The sequence below is a fragment of the Sodalis sp. RH24 genome, assembly GCF_047324145.1.
Lineage (GTDB): Bacteria > Pseudomonadota > Gammaproteobacteria > Enterobacterales > Enterobacteriaceae > Acerihabitans.
Genome location: NZ_CP178729.1, coordinates 1,803,973 through 1,816,662 on the forward strand (window position 1 = coordinate 1,803,973; position 12,690 = coordinate 1,816,662).

The 12,690-nt window shown below is 59.5% G+C and carries 9 protein-coding genes; 1 reads left to right on the forward strand and 8 read right to left on the reverse strand.

Translation table 11 applies throughout. The annotated features are described in order from the left end of the window. Nucleotides 1–171 (reverse strand): hypothetical protein, encoded by a 171-nt coding sequence (locus tag ACL2XG_RS08340; protein ID WP_410015888.1) that lies wholly within the window; start codon nucleotides 169–171, stop codon nucleotides 1–3. Between the two features lie 39 nt (nucleotides 172–210). Between ACL2XG_RS08340 and ACL2XG_RS08345 the strand changes: the two genes are divergently transcribed. Further along, nucleotides 211–1,401 carry an amino acid aminotransferase gene (locus tag ACL2XG_RS08345; protein WP_413722393.1) on the forward strand — a complete coding sequence of 397 codons (1,191 nt, stop codon included), beginning with the start codon at nucleotides 211–213 and terminating at the stop codon, nucleotides 1,399–1,401. Nucleotides 1,402–1,629: 228 nt separating this feature from the next. Here the strand turns inward: ACL2XG_RS08345 and ACL2XG_RS08350 are convergent, their stop codons facing one another. The 7 genes from ACL2XG_RS08350 to cmoM form a co-directional block, all read right to left on the reverse strand. Continuing rightward, nucleotides 1,630–2,259 (reverse strand): MBL fold metallo-hydrolase, encoded by a 630-nt coding sequence (locus ACL2XG_RS08350; protein WP_413723414.1) that lies wholly within the window; start codon nucleotides 2,257–2,259, stop codon nucleotides 1,630–1,632. Between the two features lie 61 nt (nucleotides 2,260–2,320). Beyond that, entirely contained in the window at nucleotides 2,321–2,869 is a 549-nt protein-coding gene (locus ACL2XG_RS08355; RefSeq protein WP_410015890.1) for a DUF882 domain-containing protein, read from the reverse strand. Between the two features lie 182 nt (nucleotides 2,870–3,051). Continuing rightward, on the reverse strand, nucleotides 3,052–4,848 hold the full coding sequence (gene ldtD / locus ACL2XG_RS08360; protein ID WP_413722392.1) for a L,D-transpeptidase: 1,797 nt from the start codon (nucleotides 4,846–4,848) through the stop codon (nucleotides 3,052–3,054). Nucleotides 4,849–5,270: 422 nt separating this feature from the next. After that, nucleotides 5,271–9,725, reverse strand: a complete 4,455-nt coding sequence (gene mukB / locus ACL2XG_RS08365) for a chromosome partition protein MukB (RefSeq protein WP_413722391.1) — start codon at nucleotides 9,723–9,725, stop codon at nucleotides 5,271–5,273. Beyond that, entirely contained in the window at nucleotides 9,722–10,453 is a 732-nt protein-coding gene (gene mukE / locus ACL2XG_RS08370; protein WP_410015893.1) for a chromosome partition protein MukE, read from the reverse strand. The genes mukB and mukE overlap by 4 nt, the downstream gene beginning before the upstream one ends. Continuing rightward, nucleotides 10,434–11,756 carry a chromosome partition protein MukF gene (gene mukF / locus ACL2XG_RS08375; protein WP_413722390.1) on the reverse strand — a complete coding sequence of 441 codons (1,323 nt, stop codon included), beginning with the start codon at nucleotides 11,754–11,756 and terminating at the stop codon, nucleotides 10,434–10,436. The genes mukE and mukF overlap by 20 nt, the downstream gene beginning before the upstream one ends. Then, nucleotides 11,753–12,538, reverse strand: coding sequence for a tRNA uridine 5-oxyacetic acid(34) methyltransferase CmoM (cmoM, locus tag ACL2XG_RS08380; RefSeq protein WP_410015895.1), 786 nt, complete (start codon nucleotides 12,536–12,538; stop codon nucleotides 11,753–11,755). The genes mukF and cmoM overlap by 4 nt, the downstream gene beginning before the upstream one ends. Between the last annotated feature and the right edge of the window lie 152 nt (nucleotides 12,539–12,690).

Below are 12,690 nucleotides of genomic sequence, written 5' to 3' on the forward strand. Positions count from 1 at the left end.
TCATAACTGCAGGTCAAGATAAAGAAGCGGGGTGGCTGCCCCGCTTTTTTTTTGCTTTTTTCCGCCAATGCCGTCCATTTGCCCTTTTCCGGTAAATTCCCTTGCGCCGTCACAGCGTTTTTTTCCCCAGCCTGTTGGCAAAGCACGTTTCTGGCGGTAACCTGATAACACTCTACGCTCACCTTTAGTTACCTTCTGGAACCCTTCATAATGTTTGAAACTATCCCCCTGGCCGCCGCCGATCCTATCCTTGGTTTGCTGGACGTTTTCCGTGCCGACGATCGGCCCAATAAAATCAACCTGGGCATCGGCGTGTATAAAGATGAAACCGGCCAGACACCGGTGCTCACCAGCGTCAAAAAAGCCGAACAATTGCTGCTGGAAAACGAAGTCACCAAAAATTATCTCGGCATCGACGGCTTGCCGGCGTTCGCCCGCTGTACCCAAACGCTGCTGTTCGGCACCGGCAGCGCGATTATCAGCGCCAACCGCGCCCGCACGGCGCAAACGCCCGGCGGCACCGGCGGGCTTCGCGTCGCCGCGGATTTCCTGGCCAGCAACACCACGACCCGGCGCGTCTGGATCAGCACCCCCACCTGGCCGAACCATAAAAATATCTTCGCCGCCGCCGGTATTGAAACCGCCGACTACGATTATTACGACGCCGTCAGCCACCAGCTTAACTTCGCCGGCATGCTGGCAAGCCTTGAGCAGGCCCAGGCCGGCGACGTCGTGTTATTCCACGGCTGCTGCCATAACCCCACCGGTATCGACCCGACAGAGGCGCAATGGCGGACACTGGCCGAGCTGTCGCGGAGCAAAGGCTGGCTGCCGTTATTTGATTTCGCCTACCAGGGGTTTGCCCATGGGCTGGAAGAAGATGCGCAGGGCCTGCGTATCTTTGCCGAGAACCATGCGGAAATGATTATCGCCAGTTCGTATTCCAAAAATTTCGGTCTGTATAATGAGCGCGTTGGCGCCTGCACCCTGGTCGGCGCCGATGCCAACACCGCCGATAAGATCTTCAGCCAGCTAAAATCCTGTATTCGCGCCAATTATTCCAATCCGCCGGCCCACGGCGCCGCGATTGTCGCCACCATTTTAGGCAACGAGGCGCTGAAGGCGCTGTGGGAGCAGGAACTGACCGAAATGCGCCAGCGTATACGGCGCATGCGCCAGCTGTTCGTCAATACCCTGCGGGAGAAAGGCGCGCAGCAGGATTTCGAGTTTATCAATGCGCAAAACGGCATGTTCTCGTTCAGCGGCCTGACCAAAGATCAGGTATTGCGGCTGCGCAGCGAGTTCGGCGTGTATGCGGTGAACTCTGGCCGGGTGAATGTGGCGGGCATGACCACCGGGAATATGGCGCAATTATGCGAAGCCATCGTGGCGGTGCTTTAACGGCGTGTAACCGCATAACGTGCGCGTTTACGGGCATCGGCAAGGTTTGCCGGCGGGGTGATGTCTGTTGACCGGGCGCGGTTTTGGCGACCGGGGTGGCGGATGTCGCGTCGCCTGGGCGCCGGATTGTCCCGGTGGCAGCGAAAGCACCGGCCTCCTGCTCATTGATTAAGAATAAGCAGGAGGCGGGTCCGTCAACAGTCAGAACCGCCTTAACCGGCGGTTTTTTTATCGCAGGAAAGGATTGGTCAGGCGTTCATGGCCAAGGGTGGACATAGGTCCATGGCCGGGCAGAAAATCGATATCGTCGCCCAGGGGCAGGAGTTTGGTGCGAATAGAATTGATTAAATCCTGATGATTGCCGCGCGGAAAATCGCTGCGGCCAACCCCGCCGTAAAACAGCACATCGCCCATCAGGATAAAATGCGCGGCGGCGTTATAAAATACGATATGTCCGGGAGTGTGGCCCGGGCAGTGCAGGATGGCGAAACGCTCTTCGCCGACCAGGACCTCGTCGCCCTCTTCCAGCCAGCGATCCGGCGTCAGGGGCCGGCAGTCATCCAGGCCGAACATGCGGCTTTGCTCCGGCAGCCCCGCCAGTAAAAAAAGATCTTCGCGCTGCGGGCCGACAATGGGCACGCCATAATGGGCCGCAAGCCCGGCGGCGGCGCCGACATGGTCCAGATGGCCATGGGTCAGCAGAATTTGTTTTATCGCAACCGGTTTTTCCGCCACCGCCGCGATAAGCCTGGCCGCGTCGCCGCCGGGATCGACCAGCGCCGCTTCGCCGGTTTTGTCACACCATATCAGCGAACAATTCTGGCTGAAGGCGGTAACCGGGACAATATGGTATTTCATCATACTTCATTACTCTCTGTTTTCGCCTGCCGCCGCTACCCGGGGCCCGGCGATAACAGGCTCACCAGGCTCTAACCGGACCGGTATCGATATGGACGAAGTTACTGCTGGGATAATAGCCTACCCCGCCCATGCGCATTTTCATGGCCGCCTTGCGGATGTTGCTCAGCTGCACGCCCTGGATATGGAAATCCATCGCTTTACCCAGCGTATGGTAGCTGTGCTTGGCCACCCCGGAACTGTGCGCGCGCAGTTCGTTGTTGGTGTCCACCGAACGGTAACCTGAAATCAATTGTACCGGTTTGTTGGTATCGAGCATCATTTGCAGGCGGTAGATATGATCAAACAAGCGCGGATCGATACTCGTCACTTTATTGGCGCGGTAATCACGGAAAAAATGATTAAGGCGCGACAATTCCGAGGCATTATACCCTTTACCGTTAAAGAATTCGGTTTTTAATGTTTCTCCGGTGTTCAGGTTATTCAGCGAGAGAATACGGGGCCTGGGCGTAGAAAGCATGGCAAAGGAGGTACTGGGCAGCAAGGCGACACCCATTGCGGCACAGCTTAACGTCAAGAGTTTGCGGCGGTGATGATTTATATGATCCATGAGCGAAATAACCAATCGGCATAAGGAAACGAACGTATTGCACATAAGCGCACCGTCGGGAACCATAACCGCAGTTATTGGTGCAGTCAACCAACGCTTTGTCAAGGTTTGCAAAGGTTCACAGAATAGGCGGCCGGCGCGTTATCGCTCCGGCCGTAAATAATTCTCATTCGTTCAGCAGGTTATTGCAGCAGCCGCTGCGCATTGGCCAGGCTTTTGGCCCCTACTTTTATCGCGGAATCATAATTGTAAATATCTGTACGAAATTGTGGTTTGCCGTCATCAGCCACCCAGGCGGTAAGATAAAACAGATTCACCGGAATTTGGTGGCGTATCGGCACATAGGTGGTATTGCCTTCCTTGAGCGTGGCGCTAACCCGCGTATCGCCCCAGCCGGCGTCCTGCAGCAGCATATTGGCCAGGTCGGACGCCTTGTTGACCCGCACGCAGCCCGAGCTGAGCGCGCGCATATCGCTAAGGAACAGATTATGGTTGGGCGTATCGTGCAGATAGATGGCGTCCGAACTGGGCATATTAAACTTATACCGCCCCAGCGCGTTGTTGGCGCCCGGATTCTGGCGCAGCCGGAACGGGAAATGGGCAGGGGAAATCATGCCCCAGTCCAGGGTGCCGGGATCGATGGCCTCGGCGTCGCTGCTCCAGCCCGACAGAACGGTAAAACCGTTGCGCTGCAGGTAACCGGGATCGCGCATCGCCTTGGGGACGATATCCTGCCGCACCAGCGAGGTGGGGACATTCCAGGGCGGGTTCAGCACCACGCTGCTGAGCGCGCTGCGCATCAGCGGGGTTTTGCGGCTTGGCCGGCCGACAATCACCCGCGATGAAAGCACCTGGGCGCCCTGCTGATAATACACCAGCGAAAAATTGGGGATATTAACCTGGATACCGGTATTGATACGGTTATTCAACAGCCGCAGGCGCTGTATGTTCAATGCCAGCAGCGTCACCCGCGTTTGCGGCGACACGTTCAGCCAATCCCGTGTCTGGCGGCCGATAACGCCGTCGGCCGTCAGCCCTTGCCAGCTCTGGAAGCGTTTTACCGCCTCCACCAGATCGGAAGTATAGGCCTTATCCTGCGGGTCGACCGTCGCCACCACGGCCGGATCGGACGTCGAAGCGGACGGCGCCAGGGAATCGGCCGCCGGGCTGACCACCACCGACTGCTGCCCATCCGTCACCGGAGGGGTGGTGCGCACATCCGCCGGCATATTATCGGCGGTGGGCAGCGGGGTGGCCGACGCCGGCAATATCATGCCGCTACGGTGCAGGATTTCGCGCAGCGCCGGGATATCATCGCTTAGCTGCCCGGGGCGCAGGCTTTCATTGCCATTGAGCTGGGGCCAGGGATGATTATCCGTCAGCATGGTTTTCAACGCCTGGTGCATCTTGGGATATTGCGGGTGCTGCGGCGCCAGGCCGGCTATAAAGCGCGTGATGCCGCCGTCTTTAATCGCGTGCTGCCAGTGCTCGACCGCCAGTACCGGCGGCGGCGCCAGGCGATACGGCTTGTTGTTGTAAAGCCAGACCTCGCCGTTTTGCTCCACCCCGGTGACAAATTGCAGGTAGCCGAGCATGGCGTCGGACAAGATGACGTCGCGCGCCATAGGACTGATATCGGGATTGGTCAGCCATTGCGCCCAGGAGATAAATTGCGGCTGGACGCCGGATAGCGCCAGTTCGGCCAGTTGCTGCTGGAATTGCTGGATGGCATCGCGATCCTGCCACATGGGCTGGTTATGCCGGGCGGCATAAAGCGCGTTAAGCTCAGCGGAATAATAGGGCTTGACGCCGGCGGGCAGCACCGCCGCCAATGCGGACGGACTGTGGCCCAGCGTCTTGGTATCCGGCATGATGGGGGCGGTGGCCACCTGAGCGCGGACGGCCAGCGGGATCAGGCTTGATGCCAGCAGGCAAGCGAGAAGCCCACGTCGCCATAACACATAATTGGTGAGTAACATCCCATGTCCCCTGTATGCAGAATTGTTAATTATTATCGTCTTATTATTTACACTCAACTTTACCTTAGTATATAAGCAGAAAGCCAACTCTGCGCTGTCTGTATGCGGCTTAATGTGTAATCGTTTCTCCGGTGCGCCTGTTTACCCCGGCGCGGCATAAAAAAACCGCCCTAAACCCGGCATGGTCACGGGAGGGCATGCCGTTGGGGTCGAATCGGGCGTGCTTTTCCCGCCCGACCGAGCGCCCCATGGCACGGTAGGCCCGCTAACGCTGAACTTAAAGCAGGCGTGTTACAGGGAGAGCGTGCCAATGGGGTCGAATCGGGCGTGCTTTTCCCGCCCGACCGAGCGCCCCATGGCACGGTAGGCCCGCTAACGCTGAACTTAAAGCAGGCGTGTTACAGGGAGAGCTGGCCAGCACCTCAGGAGGTTTCCTGCGCCGCAACGACCGCCGGCACCGGCGGAATATCCCCGCCAAACCCACGCAAGCCCACCACATGCACATGTTCCTGATTATTGAATACCTTACGTACCAGTTTATACGTGGTGCCTTTTTCCGGGCTGATATTTTCCGGCGCGGCGATAATCAGCTGCATCTGCAACCGGTCGCACAGCTCAAACAGCGTGGCGATGGATTTGGCGTCAAGACGCGCCGCCTCATCAAGGAATAACAGGCGGCAGGGGGAAATATCCTTACCGCGCAGGCGGCTGGACTCTTCTTCCCAACTCTGCACCACCATCACCAGGATCGACATACCGGTACCGATGGCCTCGCCGGTGGACAGCGCCCCGCTCTCCGCGCGCAGCCAGCCGTCGGCGCCGCGGTTGACCTCCACTTCCATTTCCAGATAGTTGCGGTAGTCCAGCAATTCCTCGCCGATGGTCTGCGGCGTGCGCTGCCCCATATCGATATGCGGATTCAAACGCTGATACAACTTCGCCAGCGCCTCGGAGAAAGTCAGCCGGTTGCTGCTGAACAAATCCTGATGCTGCTCCTGCTGCTCGCTCAGCACATCAAGCAGCGTGGCGTGGGCTTCGCGCACGTTCACATTCAGCCGCACGCTCTTCACCTGGCCGAAGCTGACCGCCTGCAATCCCTGGTTGAGCATGCGGATGCGGTTCTGCTCGCGCTGGATGGTTTTGCGAATAATGTTCGATACGCTCTTGGAACTGATGGCCAGTTTCTGTTCGCGGGCCGTCAATTCCTCGGTCAACCGGCTCAGTTCAATTTCCATTTGTTCAATGGCGTCGACCGGATCGTCGGTACGGATGATATCCTGGCGGATACGTTCGCGCAGATGCTGGTAAACCGCGATAAAGAACTGGATTTTCCGCTCCGGCCGTTTGGGATCTTCCGACAGCCGCAGCACATCGCGCAGATGCTCGTTATCCGCCACCGCCAGGCGCAGGGCGCCCAACGCCTTGTCGGACATGGAGCGCAGTTCTTCCGCCTCCAGGTAGGCCAGTTCGCGCCGGTGCAGCCGGCGTTCGACGCCGTTATCCCGCACCAGGCGCATAACCGCGCACCAACCGGCCTTGGCGGTCACCACCTGTTCGCGCATCTGATGATAATCGCGCTCCAGCTTGGTCAGTTTTTTGCGCAGGGCGTCCATCTCCGTTTCGCAGAAGGTCAGCTGTTTCTCCAACTGGTTGCGCCGGCTGCGGTTCTGGCTCAGGGCGGCGTGCAATTGATCGCGGCGCTCCTTGGCGCGGGCTTCGGCGCTGGCATCGGCCTGTACGCCGATATCCTGCAGTTCCTGCGTCAGCTCGGCAAACATATCCCGTTTGGCGTCGTAGGCGCTTTTCAGCGAGGCCAGCACCTGGTTTAGCTGGGTCAACTGCGCCTGATGCTGGCGCAAGGCGTCGCGCGCCCGGCTGCGCTCGGCCTCCGCCTGCTCCAGGCGCTGGCGCAGCTTGTCGTTCAGATCCGAGTTTTCCGTCAGCATGCCGGCGGAATCGGAATAGCTGAAATGGGCGCGGCGCTGCACCACCTCGGTCAGGGCGAACGCCTGCTGCTTAGCCTGGCGCTGCGCCTGCTGCGCCTGCTGGTAATCCGCCTGCAGCTGCTCGTGCTGCTCGGGGTCGCTTTGCAATACCGCAAGCAGCGGCTCCAGCTGATCCAGCGCATCGCGGTGGCGCTGCAAATAACGCACCGCGTCCTGGGCGTCTTCCCACTCTTCGCGCACGGTGTCGAGACGATCGGCCAGCGTCTCGTCGCCCAGCAGGCTGATGCGCGGGATCAGTCGGTTCAACAGGCCAAGCCCCTCGCGCGCCTGTTCATATTGCTGGCGCTGCTGCTGGTTCTGGCCCTCATGATCGCTGAGCAGGCGTTCCAGCTCGCCGCGCCGGCCACCCAGGCGGCGGATCTCGGCCTCGGGATCGTCTTCAAACGCCACCGCCAGATGGGTGCCGACAAAACGACCGAACGCCTGGTGCAAACGCTGGATTTTCTGCACGTCAAACGACAGGGTGGCGTACCGTTCCGCCAGCGCGTCGCGCTCTTCGTTAAGGATTTCCAGGCGTTTCTCGCGCGCCGCCCGGCCGAACAGCGGCACCGCCGGAAAACGGGAATACCGCCACTGGCGATCGGCCACCTTCACCAGGACCGCCCTTTCCAGCTCCTCGATACCGAATACGCTATCGTCGAACGACTGCGGGTCACCCTCGATCAGGTAGAGATCGTCGGGACATTCGTCCAGGCCGTCAAGCTGATCGCGGATGCGCGACAGGTCGGGAACCACGATAGCGTGGCGCGAGGGTCCATACAGCGCGGAGAAATAAGGCGCGTCGTCAAAGGTGACATCATCATAGATTTCCGATAACAGCACGCCGCCAAAACGTTCCGCCAGGGTGGCCAGACGCGGATCCTCGCCGCCCCCCGGATGGCTTAGCCGCTCGATCTGGTCTTCAAGCGCGCGTTTGCGCCCCGCCACCTCGTCGCGCTCCACGGTGGTTTCGCGCTCGCGCTCCAGCAGTTGCTGCATATATTCGGTGACGTGCGAGCCGTTCTCAAGCCGCTCGCCGCTTTGTTCCTCAAGCGCGGTCAACGCATCCTGCGCCGCCAGCCAGGCCGGCGCGCGTTGCGTCAGCAACTGCAGCCGCTGCAGGATCTGATCGAGCTCCTGGCGTAATGCCATACGCCGCTCCCCCGCCTCGGATACGCTGAGCGACAGGGTTTCCACCCGCGCTTCCAGCTCCTGCTGCGCAGCTTCCAGCTCGTCCGGCTGGTAATCGGCGCCGATACGTTTACCGAATTCCGTCAGCAGGCGCTGGGCTTCCTGCTGCTCGCGCAGACGCTGCTCCAGTTCATCAAGCTGGCTGCGCAACGGCTGCAGCCGCTCGGCCTGATGCGTGAGCGACGCCGCATCGCGCAGCAGCTCGCGGGCGGTTTGCCAGGCTTCGCTCCTCGCCACCTGCCCGGCGATTTGTGTCACCAGTTTAAAGGCATGTTCGAACTGGCCGTGCGCCGCCTGGGCCACGCTCAGTTTTTGTTCCAGCCCGAGCAGAACGTCGGTGGCTTCCTGCTCCCGCGCCTGGAAGACGTCAAGCTCCCGCTCGGCGTCCACGGCGCCAAGTCCGGGCAGGCCGCAAAGTTCGCGGGCGCGGTCCAGCGCCTGCAACGCCTGTTGATACTGGATGGCGCGCGTTTGCTGCACGTCCAGCGCCTGCTGGTAATCCGCCAGCTGGCTTTTCAGCTCATCGACTTCCAGTTCGGCGGCCTCAGCGCGCGCCTCATGGTCCTGATGCAGGTCCTGGGCCTCGGCCACCACCTCGTTTTGCTCTTCCAGCCGGAAGGTCAGCTCGTCGATATCATCACGATAGCGGCTGATTTTATCCTGCTGGCGCATGGCGGTCTGCACCAGGTTTAAATGGTCGCTGGCCGCCTGGTAGTCGGTTTCCAGATCCGATTCGCTGCCGGTGGTTTCTTCCAGTTCGCGCGCCATGTCCACATGGCGGTATTGTTCCACTGCCAGCGATTTGCGGCTGCCGAGCAGATCGCGCCGCAGGCTCAGCGCCTGGTCAAGATGGATGCGCCGCTCGTTGGCATGACGCATGTAGTCGGCCGCCACGTAGGATGTGGCTTGCGAAATCAGGTGCTTAAACAGGTCGCGATCGGACTGGGTAACGCGTATCGCTTCAAGCGTCATGCGGTTTTCGCGCAGCGCCGCTTCCATATCCTGGAACGCTTTGCGCACCCCGCCGTTCTCCGGCAACAGATAGTCGCGCAGCGAGCGGGTGATGGCGCTGGAGATACCGCCGTACAGCGAGGCTTCAATCAGGCGGTAATATTTGCTGCGATCGGCGGCCGAGCGCAGACGGCGCGGAATAACGCCTAAATCAAACATTTGGGCGTGATAGTCGGTAATGGAATTGAACACCTTGAACTGTACGCCTTCGGTTTCCTCCACCCGCTCCTTGAGTTCCTGCAGGCTCAAGACCCGCGCCTGGCGATCCCCTACCGCCTGGGTCAGGATTTCCGTAGGCATAACCGCGACCGGCAGCCCCTGGATCATAAAGGGTTTGATATCGACTTTGCGATCGCGCCCGGCGATTTGCTGCAACCGTACGCCCACCAGCACCCGCTGATGGCGGGAGTTGATCACATCCAGCGCGGCGTAGCAGACGCCGGCGCGCAGCTTGCCGTGCAGCCCCTTGTCGCGGGAACCGCTGGTGGCGCCGGCTTCGGTGGTATTACGGAAATGGAGCAGCGTCAGGTCCGGGATCAGGGCGGTGATAAAAGCCGCCATGGTGGTGGACTTGCCCGCGCCGTTGCCGCCGGACAGGGTGGTCACCAACCCGTCCAAATCAAAGGTACGGGCGAAAAAACCGTTCCAGTTAACCAATGTCAATGAGCGAAATTTACCACGTTCAATCATGCCAGTTCATCCTCGGCGCTTTCCGACGATCCGTCATTAAGATTGCCATTGTCGTCGTCCTGCTCGTCATTTAGCGATAAGGCCTGTTCAATGGGCATCGCCTCCCCGTCGCGGATCATGCGCAGCTGCGCCTCGCGCGCGTCATCGCCGCTGCGTACATCGGCGCCGAAGCGAAACACCGACTCGGTAATGCGAAATTTCGAGGCGTCGTTGCCCATAAACCACACCATGCCCAGACGGCGCAGGCGGTTAAGCGACGTGCGCACCTTTTCCTGCAGCTTCTGCCGGTCGAGATCGGAGCCGGTGGAACGCTGGTTAACAAGCTTAAGCAGTTTGTTTTCGTCCGCCAGACCAAGCAGTTCGTCGTAAAGCTCCTGCTGGGTAAAAATCCCTTCATGGGCCAGGCGCTCGGGGCTGAGATAGAGATAACACAGGATTTTACCCACCATCATATCCAGCTCGGACAGAACCGAGCGCGGAATCAGCGTGGTGGACCGCGGGCGCAGGTAAAAAAAGCCTTCCGGCGCGCGCACCAGTTCCACATTGTAGCGGCGGTAAAAGCTCTCGAGCTCCTCCTGGAAATCCATCAGGAACGCGTGGTTGTCCAACTCCTCGACGCCGATATGGCGGCCGGAGCGCAACAGACTGTCGAGAGCCGGAAACAGGGGATTCGACAGGGCTTTTGCCAGCTTGACCGGCATGGTTTCTTCAATACTTATCGATGACATGGGCCTGTACCTTAGCACCGTAATCGTTGATTGCCTGCCACTGCGGCGGTAATCCGGAAAAGTCTGATCCGGCGACACCCAGACGTACTGCCTGATCAACTAAAATACGCGCGACGTCGAAATGGCGCGCGCGCGGGAAACGGGCCAGGTAATCACGCATAACCTGGCCGAGATCCAGCGGCAGATGCTGCTGCGGGTACTGCGCCAGCGCCTGGTCGATCATGGCGGTCAGCTGCTCGCGGATCTCGTTGAATTCTTCATATTCCATGTCCGGCGGCAGTTCGCCGGTCACCTCTTCGCTGCGCAGCGCCAGTTCCTCGTCGCGCATGTCCAGCAGACGGTCGGCGTTGGCATAGGTCAGCGCCCAGGGATGGTCGAAATAGTTCTGTACCGACTGGCGCAGCCGCTGGGCGAAGACCCGGTTTTTATCCATATCGATGGCGGTGCGGATAAAACGGTGCACGTGGCGATCGTAGCCGATCCACAGATCTATCGCCTGCTGTCCCCAACTGGTAATCCGGTCCAGCTTGTTTTGCAGATCAAAGACCAGCTTGTCGAGAAAGGCCAGATGCTGATGGCCGAGGATCGAGTCCTGGATACGCAGCAGGTTGGCCTGTAGCTTATCCCCCGCCGCCTCAAGGGTATCCTGGAGTTCCCGCAGGGTACCGGAGGTTTCCGACAGCAGCTGCTCGCAGCTGGCGATGGCGGCGCGCCAGTCCTGGTTGAGCAGCGCCGCGATGTCGTCCTTCACCGACTGCTGCTGTTCGTCCATGATGCGCTGGGTCATGTCGATGCTGTCGAAAATTTCCGCCACCGAATACTTCAGCGGGGCAAATACGTTGCGGTGCCAGTGGAACTCATCACCGTCCTCTTCCGCCGCCTCGGCCGCACGCTGCAATTCCTGGGCGACAATGGAGAGCTGCACCGATAACCGCAGCGTGGAAAATTCACGCTGGCGAATATAGTAGTCGCTGATGCCGATACCCAGCGGCGTGAGGCGATAGATGGCGTTGCCGTCCGCCAGCTCGCTGACAAAGCGGTTGAGCAGGCGTTGGCGCACCAAATCGTTGATGGCGTTGTTGGCGCGCACCGCCACCGTTTCGTTGGTCTGCGCAAACCCCTGGCTGACGTGACGAAAGGCGTCCACCAGATCGACTTCGCTCATTTCACCGTCCATGCGTTCGCTGTTAAGCGTAGCGATGGCCAGCACAAACGCCAGCCGCTCAATGGGCAGCGAGAGCGAGAAGTCATTTTTCCGGGCCCAGGCGACCAGTTCCGGTACAGTCTGGGAAAATTCACTCATAATTCATCCTTCAGGGAGGGTTTATGCGCCATGACGTGGATGTAGCGCCCCATGCTGATAAAGGGTTCCTGCCGGCAATACCGTTGTTCCATCGCCAATAAGGCCGGAAAATCATCTTGTTGCTGCTGCTTGTTTTGCAGATAGTCATGAAACACCCGCACACCGCTTTTGCCGCTGAGCGTCATGCCCATGGCGGTCAGCCAGCCGAACACCTGTTCAGGATCGCAGGGATGGTCCGGCATCAGGGAGCGTTTTTTTCGTTTCGGCATCCCGGCGGCGACAAATTCAATATTGCCCAGGATCATATTACGCATGACCAGACCGTGCTTATTGTAAAACATTAATGACAGAGCGCCACCTGGCGCCAGGCAATCATACAGCCCTTGCAATAACGCGCGCGGCTCGCTTACCCATTCCAATACCGCATGCAACAATATCAGATCGGCCGGCCTTTCCAAATGGGGCGCGATATCCTGCGCGGCGCTTTGCACAAATTGCATGTGATCCATCACAGACCGCTCCTGCGCCGCTTGCCGCGCCCGCTCAATCATGCCGGACGACAGATCGCACAGCAGCACCCGGTGCCCCAGGGCCGCCAGCTGGCAGGCCATACGGCCCTCGCCGCCGCCGGCATCGAGGATATACAGCGGGCGGGCGGGCAGCCGCGTCAGCAATCCTTCTAAATCCTGCCAGACCACCGCCTGGCGGATATGCCCTTTGGTGGTGCCGTAAATATTGCGCGCAAATTTTTCAGCAATATCGTCAAAATTGCGGTCCTGCATAATCAATGCTCCGGGCACGACGGACGGGAAAGGCGTTTTTACCATAAACCCGCCGTGAATTGACTATTTTGTCACAGGCTGACTTAGAATGAATCTTTATGGCGCCGGATTGCGCCTGGTTGACTACATTTCATCCAATTGGAGCGTTTTCC